21 protein-coding genes, 1 tRNA gene and 1 other RNA gene are annotated in these 16,851 nt (G+C 63.1%); 11 read left to right on the forward strand and 12 right to left on the reverse strand.

All coding sequences use genetic code 11. The annotated features are described in order from the left end of the window. The first annotated feature begins 117 nt into the window (after positions 1-117). Together GLX_RS10815 and GLX_RS10820 are read left to right on the forward strand one after the other, a co-directional pair. Positions 118-597, forward strand: coding sequence for a low molecular weight protein-tyrosine-phosphatase (locus GLX_RS10815; protein ID WP_014106008.1), 480 nt, complete (start codon positions 118-120; stop codon positions 595-597). Continuing rightward, complete coding sequence (locus GLX_RS10820; protein ID WP_014106009.1) at positions 594-1,415, forward strand: fructosamine kinase family protein; 822 nt, start codon at positions 594-596, stop codon at positions 1,413-1,415. The genes GLX_RS10815 and GLX_RS10820 overlap by 4 nt, the downstream gene beginning before the upstream one ends. A gap of 171 nt (positions 1,416-1,586) precedes the next feature. Here the strand turns inward: GLX_RS10820 and GLX_RS10825 are convergent. The 3 genes from GLX_RS10825 to GLX_RS10835 form a co-directional block, all read right to left on the reverse strand. Next, a tRNA-Asp gene (locus GLX_RS10825) sits at positions 1,587-1,663 on the reverse strand. Positions 1,664-1,800: 137 nt separating this feature from the next. Beyond that, complete coding sequence (locus tag GLX_RS10830) at positions 1,801-2,328, reverse strand: carboxymuconolactone decarboxylase family protein (RefSeq protein WP_014106010.1); 528 nt, start codon at positions 2,326-2,328, stop codon at positions 1,801-1,803. A 148-nt stretch (positions 2,329-2,476) separates the two neighbouring features. Continuing rightward, entirely contained in the window at positions 2,477-3,019 is a 543-nt protein-coding gene (locus GLX_RS10835; protein WP_014106011.1) for a peroxiredoxin, read from the reverse strand. 130 nt (positions 3,020-3,149) lie between these two features. Between GLX_RS10835 and GLX_RS10840 the strand changes: the two genes are divergently transcribed. The 3 genes from GLX_RS10840 to GLX_RS10850 all read left to right on the forward strand — a co-directional run bounded on the left by GLX_RS10840 (position 3,150) and on the right by GLX_RS10850 (position 4,997). Next, positions 3,150-4,085, forward strand: a complete 936-nt coding sequence (locus GLX_RS10840; RefSeq protein WP_014106012.1) for a hydrogen peroxide-inducible genes activator — start codon at positions 3,150-3,152, stop codon at positions 4,083-4,085. Positions 4,086-4,183: 98 nt separating this feature from the next. Further along, the gene (gene ykgO, locus GLX_RS10845) at positions 4,184-4,309 is read left to right on the forward strand and encodes a type B 50S ribosomal protein L36 (protein ID WP_003617324.1); all 126 of its coding nucleotides are present in this window, start codon (positions 4,184-4,186) and stop codon (positions 4,307-4,309) included. 112 nt (positions 4,310-4,421) lie between these two features. Beyond that, positions 4,422-4,997, forward strand: a complete 576-nt coding sequence (locus GLX_RS10850; RefSeq protein ID WP_041247814.1) for a tetratricopeptide repeat protein — start codon at positions 4,422-4,424, stop codon at positions 4,995-4,997. Between the two features lie 146 nt (positions 4,998-5,143). On the opposite strand, the gene GLX_RS10855 is transcribed toward GLX_RS10850, so the two are convergent. From GLX_RS10855 to GLX_RS10880, 6 genes are all read right to left on the reverse strand, one after another. Then, positions 5,144-6,106 carry a peptidoglycan -binding protein gene (locus tag GLX_RS10855; protein WP_014106014.1) on the reverse strand — a complete coding sequence of 321 codons (963 nt, stop codon included), beginning with the start codon at positions 6,104-6,106 and terminating at the stop codon, positions 5,144-5,146. Positions 6,107-6,132: 26 nt separating this feature from the next. After that, positions 6,133-7,179, reverse strand: a complete 1,047-nt coding sequence (locus GLX_RS10860; RefSeq protein ID WP_014106015.1) for a hypothetical protein — start codon at positions 7,177-7,179, stop codon at positions 6,133-6,135. A gap of 12 nt (positions 7,180-7,191) precedes the next feature. After that, positions 7,192-7,977, reverse strand: a complete 786-nt coding sequence (locus GLX_RS10865) for a hypothetical protein (RefSeq protein ID WP_231850330.1) — start codon at positions 7,975-7,977, stop codon at positions 7,192-7,194. 79 nt (positions 7,978-8,056) lie between these two features. Further along, a complete protein-coding gene (locus GLX_RS10870) occupies positions 8,057-8,878 on the reverse strand; it encodes an inositol monophosphatase family protein (protein WP_014106017.1) in 822 nt (273 codons plus the stop codon). Positions 8,879-8,986: 108 nt separating this feature from the next. Further along, positions 8,987-9,553: an elongation factor P gene (gene efp / locus GLX_RS10875; protein ID WP_014106018.1), complete on the reverse strand. Its 567-nt coding sequence runs from the start codon at positions 9,551-9,553 to the stop codon at positions 8,987-8,989. Between the two features lie 96 nt (positions 9,554-9,649). Beyond that, on the reverse strand, positions 9,650-10,720 hold the full coding sequence (locus tag GLX_RS10880) for a lysine-2,3-aminomutase-like protein (protein ID WP_014106019.1): 1,071 nt from the start codon (positions 10,718-10,720) through the stop codon (positions 9,650-9,652). A 53-nt stretch (positions 10,721-10,773) separates the two neighbouring features. On the opposite strand from GLX_RS10880, the gene epmA reads away from it, so the two are divergent. Further along, positions 10,774-11,793: an EF-P lysine aminoacylase EpmA gene (gene epmA / locus GLX_RS10885; RefSeq protein WP_014106020.1), complete on the forward strand. Its 1,020-nt coding sequence runs from the start codon at positions 10,774-10,776 to the stop codon at positions 11,791-11,793. Positions 11,794-11,885: 92 nt separating this feature from the next. Here the strand turns inward: epmA and thiE are convergent, their stop codons facing one another. Both thiE and GLX_RS10895 read right to left on the reverse strand, forming a co-directional pair. Further along, on the reverse strand, positions 11,886-12,521 hold the full coding sequence (thiE, locus tag GLX_RS10890; protein WP_014106021.1) for a thiamine phosphate synthase: 636 nt from the start codon (positions 12,519-12,521) through the stop codon (positions 11,886-11,888). A 59-nt stretch (positions 12,522-12,580) separates the two neighbouring features. Then, on the reverse strand, positions 12,581-13,000 hold the full coding sequence (locus tag GLX_RS10895; protein ID WP_231850331.1) for a hypothetical protein: 420 nt from the start codon (positions 12,998-13,000) through the stop codon (positions 12,581-12,583). Positions 13,001-13,056: 56 nt separating this feature from the next. Here GLX_RS10895 and GLX_RS10900 point away from each other — a divergent pair, with 56 nt between their 5' ends. The 5 genes from GLX_RS10900 to GLX_RS10915 all read left to right on the forward strand — a co-directional run bounded on the left by GLX_RS10900 (position 13,057) and on the right by GLX_RS10915 (position 15,285). Continuing rightward, on the forward strand, positions 13,057-13,320 hold the full coding sequence (locus GLX_RS10900; protein WP_041247368.1) for a hypothetical protein: 264 nt from the start codon (positions 13,057-13,059) through the stop codon (positions 13,318-13,320). Between the two features lie 3 nt (positions 13,321-13,323). Beyond that, positions 13,324-13,665 carry a cell division protein ZapA gene (locus tag GLX_RS10905; RefSeq protein WP_014106024.1) on the forward strand — a complete coding sequence of 114 codons (342 nt, stop codon included), beginning with the start codon at positions 13,324-13,326 and terminating at the stop codon, positions 13,663-13,665. A 9-nt stretch (positions 13,666-13,674) separates the two neighbouring features. Continuing rightward, a non-coding RNA gene (gene ssrS, locus GLX_RS16740) (6S RNA) lies at positions 13,675-13,834 on the forward strand. Positions 13,835-13,843: 9 nt separating this feature from the next. Next, entirely contained in the window at positions 13,844-14,455 is a 612-nt protein-coding gene (locus GLX_RS10910; RefSeq protein WP_014106025.1) for a 5-formyltetrahydrofolate cyclo-ligase, read from the forward strand. Positions 14,456-14,469: 14 nt separating this feature from the next. Then, positions 14,470-15,285, forward strand: coding sequence for a TIGR00282 family metallophosphoesterase (locus GLX_RS10915; RefSeq protein ID WP_014106026.1), 816 nt, complete (start codon positions 14,470-14,472; stop codon positions 15,283-15,285). A gap of 107 nt (positions 15,286-15,392) precedes the next feature. On the opposite strand, the gene GLX_RS10920 is transcribed toward GLX_RS10915, so the two are convergent. Next, positions 15,393-16,847, reverse strand: coding sequence for an AMP nucleosidase (locus GLX_RS10920; protein ID WP_014106027.1), 1,455 nt, complete (start codon positions 16,845-16,847; stop codon positions 15,393-15,395). Positions 16,848-16,851 lie beyond the last annotated feature (4 nt).

Genomic DNA, 16,851 nt, shown 5'->3' on the forward strand with positions numbered 1-16,851 from the left:
AGTTTCTGGGTGCCGCCTTTTTTAAAAAGGCGGCGTTCTTTGAAGCTTTTTGAAAAGAGCTTCACCAGAAACTTCCTTACATTTTATTTTTAAACTGACCGATCGGGTAAGGCATTCATGACCCGCTCTCCCGTCTCCGTACTGTTTGTATGTATGGGCAATATCTGTCGCTCCCCCCTGGCAGAGGCCGCGTTCCGTGACGCGGCCCGGCGGGCGGGGCTGGATGTGGTGGTTGATTCGGCTGGAACCGGCAACTGGCATGCCGGTTCCGCGCCGGACCGGCGGGCCTGTGCCACTGCCCTGCGCCATGGCATTGATATCAGCCGCGCCCGCGCGCGCATGGTTCGGCCTGCGGATTTCGAGCGCTTTACCCATATCGTTGCGCTGGACCATGCCAACCTTGCCCATCTGCAGGCCATGCAGCCCGCAGGTAGCCGGGCACAGCTATCCCTGCTGCTGGACCATGTGCCCGGCAGACAGGGCCATGCCGTGGCCGATCCGTATTATGGCGATGCCAGCGGGTTCGAGACCACATGGCACGACGTGACCGCCGGGGCGCAGGCACTGGTGGGTAAACTGCAAAAGGACAGCGCATGACCCGCCTGGCCCGGCACGGTGCTGCCCTGCTGGGAGGACAGTTGTGGAACTGGCACCCGCTGCAGGGCGGTGACTTGGCGCAGACATTGCTGGTCTATCTCAATGACGGGCGCAGGGTGGTGGTCAAGAATGGCCCCGATCCACTGGCGGAGGCCGCCATGCTGCGCACGTTGGGCGAGACCGGCGCGCCGGTGCCCGATGTACTGGCGGTGGATGAGGATGCGCTAGTGCTGCAGTACCTGCCCGCCGATGGCCCGCTTGCCACCTGCTGGGGCGATCTGGGGCGCGTACTGGCGCAGGCGCATACTGGCAGGCCGCCGGAAGGGGCAGTTCGTTACGGCTGGCGCACCGATTATGCACTGGGCACGGTAGCGGTGCCCAACACATGGATGGATACGTGGCCTGGCTTCTGGGCCGAGCGCCGCATTGGCATCCATCTGGACCATGTGGGGATTGACCTTGCTCATCAGCTTGAGCGCCTGATGTACCGCCTGCCAGACCTGCTGCCCGCCAGACCTGCACCCAGCCTGCTGCATGGGGATCTGTGGGGTGGGAACGTGCTGGTCTCGGCCCGGCGGGTGACGGGGCTGATCGACCCATGCTGCTGTTATGGCCATGCGGAGGTGGATCTTGCCACTGCCGGGGTGTTTGACCGGCCCGCTGCTGCTTTCTTCATGGCTCATGAGTCGCTTGAGGCGGGATATGAAGCGCGTTTTGCCATCTATCGACTCTGGATTGCGCTGGTGCATCTGCGGCTGTTTGGCGCGACCTACCGGCCCCTTGTGGCCCATTACCTTGATGGGGCGGGTGTGGGGTAAGGTATCGCGCGACTGTATGGCAGGACTGAAGTGATAAAAGTTTCTGGGTGCCGGCTTTTTTCAGAAAAGCAGCGTTCCCTGAAGCTTTTTAGAAAAAGCTTCATCAAAAACTTTTCTTTGATTTAAAGGGATTTCTGTGGAGAGAGGCTTTATGAAAGCCGCACCATAAAATGGCGCGAGTGACGGGGCTCGAACCCGCGACCTCCGGCGTGACAGGCCGGCGCTCTAACCAACTGAGCTACACCCGCATCCGCTGCCGCCCTGTGGGCTGCAACCGTTCGGTGAAAGGGCAAATAACAGGCTGCCCCCGACATGGCAACAGGGCAGGCAAAAAAAAACGCCATGACAGGGTCTTTCATGGCGTTTTTTGGGCAGCGGGATGGGATCAGGCAGGAAGTTCCACGCCATCCAGCGTTACGGCAATGGCGCTGACGGTCGCGGCAATGCGCACTGCCGTCTGAATATGTTCGGTAGTCAGGCCCGCTGCGCGCAGCTGGCGCTCGTGGCTTTCCATGCATAGCCCGCAGCCATTGATGGCGGAGACGGCCATGGCCCACAGCTCGAAATCCACCTTATCCACGCCGGGGTTGTTGATGATGTTCATCCGCAGGCGCGCGGGCAGTTTTGCATAATCACCGCCCACAAGGTGCACGAAACGGTAATAGACATTGTTCATGCCCATGATGGCCGCCGCTGCTCGTGCCGCTTCCAGCGCCTCGGGCGCGAGGCGGGGGCCGTATTCGGCGGTCAGGGCGTGGGTCACGGCCGGGTTGCGTGCTGCAATGGCGCTGGCGATGAACGTGCCGCCAAGCTGCTGCGGCGTCAGCACGATATCGTTGGCGAGCGAGCCGAGGTTGAGCTTCAGATCCTTGGCGTAGTCCGGCAGTGCGGCCTTGATGGAATCGATCGACATGGCATGTGTCCGTAGGCTGGGGCCTGTGCCTGCCCCATTACGTGGCCGTGCGGGCAGGAAAGGGCGGTGTGCGGGGGGGCAGGGTGATGTGGGGCGTATGTGCCCTGCACGGGAATGAACCCCGCGCAGGCGCACACGCACCGGGCCATCATGCCTTGATGAAAGCGTCGCCCTTGTTCCAGTTGCACGGGCACAGCTCGTCGCTCTGCAGGCCGTCAAGGATACGCAGGATTTCCTGCGGGTTACGGCCAACCGACAGGTCATTGACACTGACATGGCGGATGATGCCCTGCGGGTCGACAACAAAGGTCGCGCGGTAAGCCGCACCGGCCTGCTGCGACATGACGCCACAGCTTTCGATCAGCTCGCGCTTGATGTCGGACAGCATCGGGATTTCGAGGTTCTTCAGTTCGTCATGGTGCAGGCGCCAGTTCAGGTGCACGAAGGCGCTGTCGATCGATACGCCGTACACCACGGTGTCACGGTCGCTGAACTCACCGGCCAGCTTGCCGAATGCCACGATCTCGGTCGGGCAGACGAAGGTGAAGTCCAGCGGCCAGAAGAAAACGACCTTCCACTTGCCTTCGTTCGATTCGTCCGTGATCTGCACGAACTCGCCTTTCAGCCCTTCGGGGCCGCCGGGTACGGCGCTCAGGTTGAAGGCGGGAAACTTGTCACCGATTGTCAGCATATTGGGCAGGCTCCTGTTAGGGATCATGATGTTGGGTGCGACGGATGGCGCAGCCCGGAGCCTGTATCTATGCCGGTCATGATGCTATCATACCAGTGAATTATTTATATATGCATGATCGGAATTATCGATGCTTCCGATGCCCTCTGCCCAGCAGTTGCGCTACCTTGTAACCCTTGCCGAACTGCGCCATTTCGGGCGTGCGGCGCGGGCCTGTGCGGTGACCCAGTCCACGCTGTCCGCCGGTATCCTTGCCCTTGAACGGCAGATGGATGTCCGACTGCTGGACCGCGATGTGGGCAAGAAGGTCGTGTTCACCCCGGTGGGGGACAAGGTGATAGCCCGCGCACGCACGGCGCTTGAGGCCCTGCAGGGTGTGCTGGACGTGGCCGTGGCCTCGCGGGAGCCGATGAGCGGATTGCTGCGGATCGGTGTCATTCCTACCATCGGGCCGTTTGTCATGGCCTCGCTGGTGCGCAGGCTGCCACATGCCTATCCGCAACTGCATCTTTCGCTGAACGAGGACGTGACCCACAACGTCATGGCCAAGCTGGGCATGGGGCGGCTGGACCTTGTGCTGCTGGCCATGCCGTGGGACTGCGCCGATAACGAGATACTGCCCCTGTGGCGCGATCCCTTCATGCTAGTCATGCCGCATGACCACCCGCTTGCGCAGCTGCCTGTGGTACCGGTGCGCGACATCGTGCGCGAGCGCATGATCCTGCTGGAGGACGGGCACTGCCTGCGTGACCAGACGCTGGCCATGTGCCACCAGGTGCGTGGCTGGAACCCGCCGGCGGATGGGGCGGAATGTGCCGTAACCTCGTTGCACACCATGGTGGAAATGGTGGGCGCCGGCATGGGGCTGGCGCTGCTGCCGCAGCTTGCAGTCGATTCCCCGCTGCTGGATGGCCAGAAGCTGGCGGTCCGGCCCGTGACGGGTGCACAGACATGGCGTACTATCGGCCTGGCATGGCGCCCGCGTTCCCCCCGGGCGGCGGATTTCCATACTATTGCCCCGTTTTTCGTGCCGGATTCGATCACACAGGCGAATTCCCTGCTGTAAAGTGCTCCAGAATCCGGCTGTGTAGTTGACTCAGGGCGCAGGGAAGGCTATTCGGGCGCCTCTTTTGCGGTATATCGCAATTAGTCGAGGGTCGGATCATGAAAATCAGAAACAGCCTGAAATCGGCCAAGGTTCGGGACAAGGACTGCCGTGTGGTCCGTCGCCGTGGCAAGGTCTATGTCATTAACAAGAAGAACCCGCGCATGAAGGCCCGTCAGGGCTGATTGCCAGGCGGCCTTGACCGTCAGGTTCATCTTTGAACAGCGGCAAAGCCGCGCAGGCCGGTTTTTGATAACCTGTCTGCGTGGCTTTTCGTTCGTACCCCTGTTTCTGGGAATGGGCCTGCCCTCCGTTGTGGCCGCACACGGGGTGGACCGCCATGCGGCCCCGCCCGCTATCATCGCCAGAGATGGTAGGGATAAGCCTGCGGCTGAACCCTCGCTCGACAGTCTTGAGACGGAACTGGCCCATGCTGCCACTGCCCGTGGCGCGCGTGACCTGCAGGGCCGGATCGAACAGCAGCGTTTGAAGGAACTGGCCCCCACCACCACCCTGCTGGTCCGCCGCGCGCAGGATGATCTTGATGCCCAGCGCCCGCTTGATGCGGTGCAGGACATGGATGATGCGCTGCTACTTCAGCCTGAGGTGGAAGTGCTGTGGCGCAACCGCGCGCAGGCGCGCCTTGTTGCCCGCAATCTCGATGGGGCGGTGGCGGATCTGGGTGTTGCGCTGCATCATGACGGGCGTGACGTGATGGCGTGGAAAATCCTTGAGGATACCGAAGAGCAGCGTGGTGACTGGCAGGCAGCATGGAAAGCCTGGCAGCATGTGCTGCAGCTTGATCCCACCACGCCTGATGCCGACCATGAGACACAGAAGCTGCGCCTGAAGGCATTCGGGCAGCCGACCTGATACCTGAATCATAATAGAAGTTCTTTGGGCGCCGCCTTTTTTAAAAGGCGGCGTTCTTCAAAGATTTTCAAAAAAAGCTTCACCAAAAACTTTTCTAGGTTTGTGGTCGGTCAGGCAGGGGGTATCGCCTGCCAGATCCGGCGCGGTCAGCGATCCGTCAGGCGGAATTCGATTCGTCGGTTACGGGCAAAGGCTTCCGCCGTGGTACCTTTATCCAGCGGCTGGTAATCCGAAAAGCCCGTCGCGGCCAGGTGGTGTGGGTCAATGCCCTCGGCAATCAGCAGCTTGACCACCGTGATGGCACGGGCGGATGACAGTTCCCAGTTGCTAGGGAAGGCCGAGTGGATGGGCTGGCGGTCGGCATGGCCATCCACGCGCAGGATCCATGGCACATCGCCCGGAATCTGCTGGGCGACCTGCCGCAGCGTCTTGGCCAGTACCTTGATCTCCTGAATGCCTTCGGGCGAGAGGTCGGCACCACCGGGCGGGAACAGCACCTCGCTCTGGAATACAAAGCGGTCCCCCACGATCTGCACGCCCTTGTGGTCCTGCATCACGTTGCGCAGGCGGCCAAAGAATTCGGAGCGGTAATGCTGCAACTGCTCCACCTTCTTCGCCAGCGCCACATTAAGCTGCATGCCCAGGTTGCTGATCTGGCGGTCACGGTCATGCACCGTGTCTTCCTCGGCCTCCAGGGCTACGCTCAGCGCGCTGAGTTGGGCATTGAGCTGGGCTACCTGTTCATCAAGGGCCGTAGAATGGGCCTGAGCGCTGTCGCGCTCGCTGGTCTGCTGGTTGAGTTGGGCGGTCAGTGAGGTGGCGGTGGCCACATCCGCATCATGCGCCTTGTGCAGGCCGGCAACCTCGGCCTGCAGGGCAGTGGTATGGCTGTGTTCGAGCGAGAGCATCTGTCCCAGCCGTGCAACCTCGTGCTCCAGTTGATTGAGTGCCTGCTGGCGCTTGTTCAGCGCGACCGACAGGAACGCCTGCCCCAGCACAAAGACAAGCAGGACGAATATGATGACCATAAGCAGTGTTGACAGCGCATCAACATAGCCCGGCCATGCATTCAGTTCGGAACGGATAGAACGACGGGAACGACGCGCCATGGAATGAACCTTGTCTTGATCTGCGGTCAGGAAGCGGAGTGGTTCGTTCCGGGCGCACTTGCGGCAATGGTGCGCGCAAGCAGGCGCAGGTCATTGCGGATATCAGTTGCCATCTGCTCACGCCCGGCAGCCGATTCCTGCACCAGCCGCGCCAGCAGCGATTCGATGCCCTGAAGGTGTTCCTCCCCCCGGTTATCAGCAAGAGCGGCCAGCCGGTCGTTCAGGGCCGTTAGCAGGCGTTGTTCCTGGGCGCGGGTTTCCTCGCTGCGCGCCATCAGGGTTTGCAGCTTTTCCATGTTCTCGGCCGTGTGCTCCAAAAGTGCCTGCACATAGGCCGGGACCGTCGCATCATTGCCGCCTACCTGTAGCCCGCCTGCGGAAAGACGGGTGATGGTGGCCAGCCATTCTTCCAGTTCGTTGAAGAAACGTGTCTGTGCCTGCCCGGCTGTCAGGTCGAGGAAGCCCAGCACCAGTGCGCCCGCCAGCCCGAACATGGAGCCCGAGAAGGCGGTGCCCATGCCGTGCAGCGGCCCGGCCAGCCCGGATTTGAGCTGGTCGAACATGACATTCATGTCCCCGCTGCCCACGGTCATGTTGCCGATTACGTCGGCAATGGAGCCTACGGTCAGCAGCAGGCCATAGAACGTGCCCAGCAGGCCAAGGAAGATGAGCAGGCCGGTCAGGTAGCGCGAGAGTTCGCGCCCTTCGTCCAGCCGGGCGGAGAGGCTGTCGAGAAGTGACTGCATGACCGGGGCGGAGAGGGTCAGCCGACGGCCCTTATCGTGGGTGGCCAGCATGGATGCCATGGGGGCCAGCAAGCGCGGCGGCGGGGGGGCGGTCAGTCCTTCACGCGGGTGGCGCAGGATGTTGACCCAGCGCACTTCGGGTATCAGGCGAAGGATCATGCTGATGTTCCACCCGATACCCAGTAGCAGGATACCCACAATCAGTCCGTCCAGCCAGGGATTGTTGCAGAAAGCCTGGTAGAGTGTGGAGGAAAGCAGAGCTGTGACAGCCCCGACGGCCAGAAGAAAAAGCAGGACGCGTACTAGATAGGTCGTCGGTCGTGTCACGCAGGGATTTCCTTAATGCGGGGGTGGAGTGGAGGATGTTGAGGCCACCACACCGGAGCGGGTGACGTCAACACAATCCGCACCGGCACCCTGTGCATTTTCCCCCGGCAGGCCCACTGCGCGGACATAGATGCGCGTGGATGCCAGCCCGGCATGAATCAGCACCGAGCGCGCGGCCAGCCCGCGTGAGAGCGCTACCCGGCGCGGGGTGGAAGGGTCATCCGCCCGGCCTTCGCCATAAGCGACGATATCTACATGCTGGTCAGGCAGTTTCTGCATGACCGTGGCAAATGTCTGTAGTGCCGCGATCATGCGCGGGTTCATGGCATCGGACTGCGCGGTGAAGTGCAGGCGCGTGCCCCCGGTCAGCTTCTCCGCCCGGCCACGGGCCTGCGGATCGGCCTTGACTTCGGGTGGGGGAGGGAAGGGATGTGCAGGCACGTGCAGTTCAGGCGGACGCAGCACCGGGTTGGCGGGTGGCTGTGTCGCCACTGGCGGCAGGGCCGCTATGGCTGCGGGCGAGGCAACGGCGGTGGCTGGCGCGTGGCTGCCGGGAATGTCGTCATGCACCTCCTCACCATCCGTATTATCCTGTGATGCGGACAGGCTTCCCCCGCTGGGCAGCAGGGTCGGGTGCTTCTGTGGGGTGCCAAGGGCATCGAGCGCGCCCCGGCTGGTTGTGACCTGGGCATGGGCCTGCATGCCGGGGCCAGCCATGACACTGGCGATCAGGCCCGTGAGCGCAATCCCGCGCAGGCAGGAGCGGGATGGAAACCGGCGGAAAAGGGAAGAGGTCATGTACTGCATCGTAACCGGCAGGCTACCGGGCGATGGGGGGTGGCGCAATCGGCAAAGCGCCGACTGCCCCACCGGGCCTTCAGCCAATGCTGCTGGCAACCAGTTCGCGCAGGGGGGCGTGCAGGTGGGTATTGCCCGCCACTGCATCAATCGAGGCACCGATATCGTTGAGGTCTACGCCCTCGGGGTCGGTGGCGTAGCCGCCCGCCTCACGCACCAGCAGAATGCCGGCGGCACAGTCCCACGGCTTGATGCCCAGTTCCCAGTAGCCATCGTAGCGACCCGCAGCCACCCAGGCCAGGTCAAGGGCGGCGGCGCCGAATCGGCGTATGCCCGCCACCTGCGGCATGAGCGTGCCCAGCGTGCGCGCGAATGACAGGCGGTTGCGCGCCGAGACCTTGGCAAACGGGATACCGGTGGCGAACAGCGCCTCGTTCATTGAACGGCGGCCCGATACGCGCAGCCTGCGATCATTGAGGAACGCGCCCACGCCCTTTTCCGCCCAGAACATCTCGTTGGCGGCAGGGTTGTACACCAGACCGGCCACGATCTCGATCGTGTCATCGGGCAGACGGCGCTGCAGGCCGATTGAGATGGCCCAGTGCGGGATGCCGTGCAGGAAGTTGCTCGTTCCGTCCAGCGGGTCAACCACCCAACGCCACGTCCAGCCCTCGTTACCCGATGCGCCGCTTTCTTCCATCAGGAAGGCGTAACCGGGGCGTGCGCGGGCCAGTTCCTCGCGGATGGTCGTTTCGGCTCGCAGGTCGGCCTGCGACACGAAATCGCCCGGGCCCTTGATGCTGACCTGGAGCTGCTCGACTTCGCTGAAGTCACGCAGAAGACGGCGTGCGGCCTTCTGGGCAGCGTTCTGCATCACCGTCATATGGGGAGAGAGTCGCATTGCCACGGTGATCGGTCCTGTCTGGTTCGTGCGGTGGGATGGAGGGTTTGGGGATGAAAAAACCGGCCCGTGCCAGGGTGCGGACACCCCGGCAGGATGGGCAGGTGGTCAGGACTTGGCGCGCTCGACGTAGCTGCTGTCCTCGGTGCGGACCACGATACGCTCACCTGCTTCGATGAAGGGGGGCACCATGGTCTTGACGCCATTGGACAGGCGTGCGGGCTTGTAGGACGAGCTTGCCGTCTGGCCCTTCACCACGGGATCGGCCTCGACCACTTCCAGCGTGACCTGCGCGGGCAGGACAACGCCAACCGGGTCGCCTTCCACCAGGTTCAGGATCAGCGTCATGTTGTCCTGCAGGAACGGCGCCTGGTCCCCCAGCAGGTCCAGCGGCAGCAGCAGCTGCTCGAACGTCTCGGGGTCCATCAGCACGATGTTGTCACCGTCCATGTAGGAGTAGGTGTATTCCTTCTCCTCGGTCATCAGGCGTTCGACGGTATCGGCGGTGCGCCAGCGTTCGTTGGTCTTGTTGCCGGTCTTGAGGTCGCGCATCTCCACCTGGATGAAGGCGCCGCCCTTGCCCGGGGTGATGATCTGCTGCTTCAGGACCGTCCAGCGACGGCCGTCGTGCTCAATAACCTGTCCGGCGCGGATCAGGTTTGCCTGCTGCTTCATGGTGGTCCCTGTATGGTTGTGGGAAGTATGGCGGTTCGGCTTCTAACGCCCCGCGCGCGGAAGGGCAAGGTTGCGGGCTGTCTTTTCGCCCGCGTTTTACCCGTGTTCACGCGCCAGGCGGTGGATTGTGCCATCGGGAGCGACCGCGTGCAGGTATCCATCAGGCCCTTCATGCAGGTAGTCGGGCGCAATCGGAACCTTGCCATGGCCACCAGGAATATCAATTACATAGGTTGGCCAGGCGATGCCTGTTACCCGCCCGCGCAGGCTGGCCAGCAGGCGCTGCCCCTCGCGTATGGGCACATGAAAGCGCGCGGTGCCGGGGGCAGGATCAAGCTGGTGCAGGTAATAGGGGCGGATGCGGGTGGCCACCTGCGCGCGCAGCAGTGCTTCGAGTGCATCGGGCGTGTCATTCACCCCGCGCAGCAGCACGGATTGGCCCAGCACGGGAATGGCGCGCACCTGCACGCGGCGGATGGCGGCGCGAGCTTGGGGCGTCAGTTCACGGGCATGGTTGACATGCACCACCAGCCACATGGAGCGTGAGGTCTCCAGTGCCGCCGCCATCTCTTCATCCAGTCGGTCGGGGTCGGCCACGGGCACGCGGGAATGGATGCGGATGGTGTGGATGTGCGCCATCCCCTCCAGCGCCACCATGATCGCGCGCATGCGGCGCGGTGAGAGCATGAGCGGGTCGCCGCCGGTCATCACCACTTCATGAATGTCCGGGTGCGTGCGCAGCCACTCCAGCGCGCGGTTTAGCGCCGCATCATCCAGCACGCCGCCGCCGGGGCCGACATGTTCGCGGCGGAAGCAGAACCGGCAGTACAGCGGGCAGACCAGCAGTGGCTTGAGCAATGCGCGGTCGGCATAACGGTGCACGATGCCCGGCACGGGGGAAAGTGCGTCATCCCCGATCGGGTCCGGGTCTTCCGTCAGGTCCGTCTCGCATTCCGCCGCATCGGGTATGACCTGCCGACCGATCGGGTCATCGGGGGTCTCGATCAGATTGGCGAAAGCAGGCGGAATGGCCGTGGCATAGTCTTTTGCCACCTGTTCCAGGCCCGGCGCCTGCGCAGGTGTAATCAGGCCCGCCGCAAGCAGATCGGCCACGCTGCGCAGTGTACGGGGGGGTGGAGTAAGGGGGGGATTGACCGCGGATGCCATGGGGGGGCTGTACTGCGCGGGCCAGCCTGCTGCAACCGGAGATGTCCCGCCCCATGACCGATTCCGTAACGTCCCGCCCCGATCCCGTGCATATTGCCGACCGCCTGCCCTTCCTGCTGCGTCGTAACCTGGTGTTGCGTGGGGTACGGGCGTTTTTTGATGCGCGGGGCTACCTGGAAGTCGAAACCCCCTATGCCGTGCCGACTCCGGGTGAGGAAGTGCACCTGAAGGTCTTTGCCACCGAGCGCACGGGCGCGGATGGCAGCCGACAGAAGCTGTGGCTGCATACCAGCCCGGAATTTGCCATGAAGCGCATTGTGGCGGCAACCGGCCTGCCGGTGTACCAACTGGCGCGGGTGTGGCGGAACGCGGAAGGCAGCAGGCTGCACGCGCATGAGTTCACCATGCTGGAATGGTACCGTCCCGGCGCCACGCTGGATGGCCTGATGGATGAAACCGAAACCCTGCTGCGCGCCGTGCTGCCGCCCGTGGTAAGGATGGGGGGGGATGACATCGGTATCGCCGCCCCCTTCGAGCGCCTGACGGTGGCCGAAGCCTTCCGTTGCCATGTGGGTGTGGACATTCTGGCCAATGAGGGTGATGCCCCGGCGCTGGCACGCGCTGCGGGGTGCGCGCTCCGTAATGGCGAGACATGGGAGGATCTGTTCTTCCGCCTGATGATGGCGCATGTGGAACCCTATATTGGCCGTACATGCCCCACTTTCCTCACCCACTGGCCTGCAAGCCAGGCGGCCCTGGCGCGCCGCGACCCGGCTGACCCGCGCGTGGCGCTGCGGTTTGAACTATATGCAGGCGGGATTGAACTGGCCAATGCGTTCGAGGAACTGACCGACAGCACCGAGCAGCGCCAGCGTTTCGTGACCGACCGGGCGCGGCGCCTGGCATCATACCCGCATGAGGCGGGTCTGGACTGGCCGGTGGATGAAGCGTTCCTTGCCGCACTCGATAGCCTGCCGCCATGCGCGGGCATAGCGCTCGGGTTTGACCGGCTGGTGATGCTGGCGGCGGGAACAGGGCGTATTGCCGACGTACAGTGGCTGGGAGAAGGATAACAAAAGTTTCCGGGTGCCGCCTTTAATTTCAAAAAGGCGGCGTTCTCCCCAAACACTTTCCGGGGAAAGCTTCCCCTACGACTGCTTCGGCTTCAGGCGTCTTCCGCTGCGGCGATGGCCGCATTCATGGCCTGTACGCCCGCACCCGGCCCATCGGGGTGAGACCACACCGCGCTGATAACCGACAGGAAATCCGCCCCCGCGCGCACTAGCGCGCCGCAGTTGGCTGGCGTGATGCCACCAATGGCCACCACGGGCAGTTCGATCATGCTGCTCCACCATGTGAGCAGGGCCGGGTCCGCGCGGACTTCCGTTTCCTTGGAGGGCGAGGGGAAAAAGGCCCCGAACGCTACGTAATCCGCCCCGGCCTCACCCGCGCGCAGCGCCATGTCACGGCTGTCGTAGCATGAAACGCCCAGTTGCAGGTCAGCCCCCAGGATACGGCGTGCGGTAGCAACATCCCCGTCATCCATGCCCACATGCGCGCCATCGCACCCGCAGGCCACGGCAAGGTCGGGGCGGTCGTTGAGGATGAAGGCCACGTTGCGTGCGTGCGCTACGGGCTGGAGCACATCCACCGCACGGTGGATCGTATCGTCCGGCACGTTTTTCAGGCGGAGTTGAACGGCTGCGACCGGGCCTGCGTCCAGCGCCTCGGCAAGGCAGGGGGCGAAAGCCGCAGGGTCGAGCGATTCGGGGGTGATGAGGTAGAGTTGGCAATCATTCATGTCATGCTGATCCTATGCCACGGCGGGGATGGCGAACAGCCCCCGCATGGTACGGGCATTCATGGTGCCCGGTGTGCGCGCAGGTAGCGCGCCAGGGCTTCCCCCGCACCATCGGGGGGCAGGTCGAATGTTGCGGGCCGCACGTCCAGTACCTGCCCGCCTGTAACCCGTGCCAGCGCGTGCAGTGCGCGCTGCTGTGCGGGCGGGGCCTGTACGATCACGCCATCCAGTCCCGCCCGCAGCCCCGTACCGGCAAACCCTGCCGCCAGCCCGCAATCCAGCAGGGCAGGCAGCGTACAGTCTGCCACGACCGCCTGCCACCACTCCACCCCCATGAAGCATCCAGCCCCGGGTGGGGAAACCACACGGCATTCCACGCGTAACGACATCACCACCGCCATGACCCGCGCCACGTCGGGCGCGCTGGCAACGGTGACATGGGCAGGCGCGTGCATAGAATGGTCATGTTTGTCGATCATGCTTGACGTTGAAACCACACCGGGCGATCAGTGCAAGGGGAGGAATGAGGAAAAGGATGAACGTGTCTGACATTATCATGCCATCGGAACAGGAAGCGGCGTACACGCCCCCGGCCTCCGGGCAGGACCCGGCAGACCGTCTTGAACTTGCCCTCAACCGCATTGCCTTCGCCCTTGATCGCAGGGCGAAACAGGCGGTCATCGCGGCCTCAGCCCCGGCGGATGTAGACCTGCAGGCGCTGGCGGCCAATATCGATGTCCTGATTGCCCGCGTGCGTGATGTGCTGGGCGAGGATAGCCCCGAGGGCCGGAAGGAATAGGCGATGAGCCAGGTTACCGTACGCATAAACGGTTTTTCCTACGCCGTGGGCTGCGAGGAAGGGCAGGAAAAGCACCTGCAGGCCATGGCGCAGGAAGTGGAACGGCGCATTGACCGCATCCGCGAACTGGGTGGCCATAGCGGGGAAGGGCGGCTGCTGGCGCTTGCAGCCCTGCTCATGGCTGATGAAATTCATGACCTGAAGGCGGAAAAGATGTCGTCCGATACCGCCCACCAACTGGCGCAGGGGCGGCAGGCGCGAATCGAGAATGAGCGCCGGCGTGACCAGCTTGCCAATCTGGTCGAACGTGCGGAAAACATTGCAGACGTGCTGGAAAAAGAGTAAATGGAAAGGGCGGGGCTGCCCGGTGCGTCAGGCATGATTCAACCCCTGGGCCGATAAGCACTTCCTTAGGGAGCTGGCACTGTCGTGATCGTGGTCACGTTACCTGGCACCCACCTGCGTCAGCAGGTCCGGGAGGGCTGATCCGACCAACGGCCATGGCGGCTCCGTATATGTTTTCATGACATCGCTTGATCCCGAATCGTGGCCAACGGTGCGGGCCAAGCAGGCCCTGCGTCACCATATGACGCGACGCCGACAGGCTTTCGCCACCGACCCCGTCCGCGCGGCGGCGGAGGAAGCCTTGTGCCACCGCATGGTGCATGGACTGCGTGGTATGGCGGGGGCAGGGGAGTGTATCGCCCTTGTCTGGCCCCTGCCGGGGGAGAGTGACCTGCGTCCGGTCATGCAGGCCCTGCATGCAGACGGGCTGTGCATCGTCCTGCCTGAAACCCCGCCACGCGGGCATCCCCTGATCTTTCGCCGCTGGCAGTCTGACTGCTCCATGCAGCAGGGGCGATACGGCACCTTTCACCCTGATGGTCCCCCCATGCAGCCCGATGTGGTGTGCGTGCCGTTGCTGGCGTTTGACCGGCGGGGCATGCGGCTGGGTTATGGCGGCGGATATTATGACCGCACGCTGGCGCATCTGCCGCGTGCGCGGGCAGTGGGGTTTGGCCTGTCCTTTCAGGAAGTGACATGTATTCCGACCGGCCTGTATGATGTGCCATTGCCCGCGATCGTGACCGAACGCGAATGGATCCGGTGTCGTGGCGACGGGCGTACACGGTAACAAAGGCTGTTTTCTTGAGAATACTGTTTCTGGGTGACATTGTGGGGCGCGTCGGGCGCGAGGCCGTGATCTCCCGCCTGCCAACCCTGCGGCGTGACCTTGCACTCGATCTGGTGGTGGTGAATGGCGAGAACGCAAGCCATGGTTTTGGCCTCTCCCCCGCCATCGGCCGTGACCTGCTGGCAGCCGGGGCTGATGTCATTACACTGGGCAACCACAGCTGGGACCGGCGTGACCTGATCGGTCATATCGGCAGTGAACCCCGCATCATTCGTCCGGCCAATTACCCGCCCGGCACGCCGGGGCAGGGCAGCGTGGTGGTGGAACTGGTGGATGGCCGCAAGGCGCTTGTGGTCAGCATCATGGGCCGCCAGTTCATGGATGCGATGGATGACCCCTTCCGCTCGGTGACCGAAATCCTTTCACGTCATAGGTTGGGTGTAACCATGCATGCCGCCGTGGTGGATGTGCATGCCGAGGCCACGAGCGAGAAATGGGCCATGGGCCATTTCCTTGATGGTCGCGTCTCGCTGGTCATTGGCACCCATACCCACACACCTACGGCAGATCACCGTATTCTGTCCGGTGGTACCGCCTTCCAGACCGATGCAGGCATGTGTGGCGATTATGATAGTGTGATCGGCATGGGCAAGGAGGCGGCGATTGCCCGCTTCGTGCGCAAAATGCCCGGTGACCGCCTGCAACCTGCTGAAGGGGACGCCAGTATTGCCGGCATGATGGTGGAAACCGATGATGCAACGGGCCTTGCCCGCCGCATGGCGCCGGTGCGCCAAGGTGGCCATCTGGCTTCCACGTTACCCGATTTCTAGAAGGAAGAAGTTTTTGGTGAAGCCTTTTTCAAAAAGCTTCAGAAGAATGCCGCCTTTTTTTAAAGGCGGCACTCGAAAAACTTCTATTATTTTTATTAATCAATGACTTAACGGAAGGCGGGTTCATCAAACCCACGCAGCTTGCGTGAATGCAGGCGGTGCACACCTTGGGCGCGCAACTGCTGCATGGTCTCGATTCCCACCACCAGATGCTGGCGCACCCGCTCGCGGTAGAAGGCGTTGGCCATGCCGCGCAGTTTCAGTTCCCCATGCAGCGGTTTGTCCGATACGCATAGAAGCGTGCCGTAGGGTACGCGGAAGCGGAAGCCATTGGCGGCAATGGTGGCCGATTCCATGTCCACCGCAATGGCGCGGGAGGTATTGATGCGGGTGAACAGTGCGCCCAGCCGCAGTTCCCAGTTGCGGTTGTCCGTGGTCATGACCGTGCCGGTGCGCAGGCGGGTCTTGACTTCGGCATCGTGCAGGCCGGTTACACGCGCGGTCACGTCCTGCAGCGCCATCTGCACTTCGGCAATGGGGGGGACAGGTACCCAGGGCGGCAGGTCGTCATCCAGCACATGGTCATCGCGCAGGTAGCCATGCGCCAGCACGTAATCCCCCAGCTTCTGGCTGCGGCGCAGCCCCGCGCAGTGGCCCACCATCAGCCAGCAATGCGGGCGCAGCACAGCCAGGTGGTCGGTAATGGTCTTGGCGTTGGCGGGCCCCACGCCAATGTTGATCAGGGTTATGCCATCTCCATCGGGGCGACACAGGTGGTAGGCGGGCATCTGCGGTAGGCTCTGGCCTGTATGGCCGGGTGTGTGCGCCATGTCGCGGGTGTGGATGATCTCGCCCGGTTCGACAAAGGCGGTGTATTCCGATCCCGCATCCACCTGTGCATGGCCGTATTCCCGGAATGCATCGACGTAACGCTGGTAATTGGTCAGCAGGATGAAGCGCTGGAAGTGGCGCGGTGCCGTGCCGGTATAGTGGTGCAGCCGCGCCAGCGAGTAATCGGTGCGCGCCGCCGTGAACAGCGCCAGCGGTCGTGGCGTATCGGGACGGGGGATGTATTCGCAGTTGGCGATCGAATCATCGGTCACATGCAGGTCGGGCAGTGCGAAGTGCGACTGGATCCAGGCAAGGTCGGATTCGGTTAACGATGTTACCGCCTCTTCCATCACGTAAGGTAGCGCGATGGGCTGGTGCGACAGCCCGACCTGTACCGGAGTGCCGTAATGGTGCAGGAGGCTTGCAATCTGCTCGCGCCAGTAATCGGCAAACAGGGTGGGGCGGGTCAGGGTCGTGCCATAGAAACCCGGCTCCAGCACCACATCGAATGGCGGGCGTGGCCCATCGGGCGGCAGGGCGGCCTGCGGGGTGAAGGCAAGGTAGGGATAGACCGCATCTTCCAGCCCCGAAGTATCGCGCGTGGTGAAGGCGTGGCGGATCAGTTCGCCCGCATGGTCATAGACCTGCGTGATGTGGGCCACGGCTGCATCGGCATTGTCAAAGGCCCGAAAATCACGCCCGGCCCTGCGCAGGAGGGTAGCTGTATCCATGGTG

Source organism: Komagataeibacter medellinensis NBRC 3288, from assembly GCF_000182745.2.
GTDB lineage: Bacteria > Pseudomonadota > Alphaproteobacteria > Acetobacterales > Acetobacteraceae > Komagataeibacter > Komagataeibacter medellinensis.

Excerpts from the sequence above, each read along its gene's own strand:
- epmA (WP_014106020.1), top strand. The coding sequence starts at position 10,774 with ATGACCGATTCCGTAACGTCCCGCCCCGATCCCGTGCATATTGCCGAC.
- GLX_RS10835 (WP_014106011.1), bottom strand. The coding sequence starts at position 3,019 with ATGCTGACAATCGGTGACAAGTTTCCCGCCTTCAACCTGAGCGCCGTA.
- GLX_RS10840 (WP_014106012.1), top strand. The coding sequence starts at position 3,150 with ATGCTTCCGATGCCCTCTGCCCAGCAGTTGCGCTACCTTGTAACCCTT.
- GLX_RS10920 (WP_014106027.1), bottom strand. The coding sequence starts at position 16,847 with ATGGATACAGCTACCCTCCTGCGCAGGGCCGGGCGTGATTTTCGGGCC.
- GLX_RS10820 (WP_014106009.1), top strand. The coding sequence starts at position 594 with ATGACCCGCCTGGCCCGGCACGGTGCTGCCCTGCTGGGAGGACAGTTG.
- GLX_RS10830 (WP_014106010.1), bottom strand. The coding sequence starts at position 2,328 with ATGTCGATCGATTCCATCAAGGCCGCACTGCCGGACTACGCCAAGGAT.
- ykgO (WP_003617324.1), top strand. The coding sequence starts at position 4,184 with ATGAAAATCAGAAACAGCCTGAAATCGGCCAAGGTTCGGGACAAGGAC.
- GLX_RS10865 (WP_231850330.1), bottom strand. The coding sequence starts at position 7,977 with ATGACCTCTTCCCTTTTCCGCCGGTTTCCATCCCGCTCCTGCCTGCGC.
- GLX_RS10910 (WP_014106025.1), top strand. The coding sequence starts at position 13,844 with ATGACATCGCTTGATCCCGAATCGTGGCCAACGGTGCGGGCCAAGCAG.
- GLX_RS10850 (WP_041247814.1), top strand. The coding sequence starts at position 4,422 with ATGGGCCTGCCCTCCGTTGTGGCCGCACACGGGGTGGACCGCCATGCG.
- GLX_RS10895 (WP_231850331.1), bottom strand. The coding sequence starts at position 13,000 with ATGATCGACAAACATGACCATTCTATGCACGCGCCTGCCCATGTCACC.
- efp (WP_014106018.1), bottom strand. The coding sequence starts at position 9,553 with ATGAAGCAGCAGGCAAACCTGATCCGCGCCGGACAGGTTATTGAGCAC.
- GLX_RS10815 (WP_014106008.1), top strand. The coding sequence starts at position 118 with ATGACCCGCTCTCCCGTCTCCGTACTGTTTGTATGTATGGGCAATATC.
- thiE (WP_014106021.1), bottom strand. The coding sequence starts at position 12,521 with ATGAATGATTGCCAACTCTACCTCATCACCCCCGAATCGCTCGACCCT.
- GLX_RS10905 (WP_014106024.1), top strand. The coding sequence starts at position 13,324 with ATGAGCCAGGTTACCGTACGCATAAACGGTTTTTCCTACGCCGTGGGC.
- GLX_RS10870 (WP_014106017.1), bottom strand. The coding sequence starts at position 8,878 with ATGCGACTCTCTCCCCATATGACGGTGATGCAGAACGCTGCCCAGAAG.
- GLX_RS10900 (WP_041247368.1), top strand. The coding sequence starts at position 13,057 with ATGAACGTGTCTGACATTATCATGCCATCGGAACAGGAAGCGGCGTAC.
- GLX_RS10855 (WP_014106014.1), bottom strand. The coding sequence starts at position 6,106 with ATGGCGCGTCGTTCCCGTCGTTCTATCCGTTCCGAACTGAATGCATGG.
- GLX_RS10880 (WP_014106019.1), bottom strand. The coding sequence starts at position 10,720 with ATGGCATCCGCGGTCAATCCCCCCCTTACTCCACCCCCCCGTACACTG.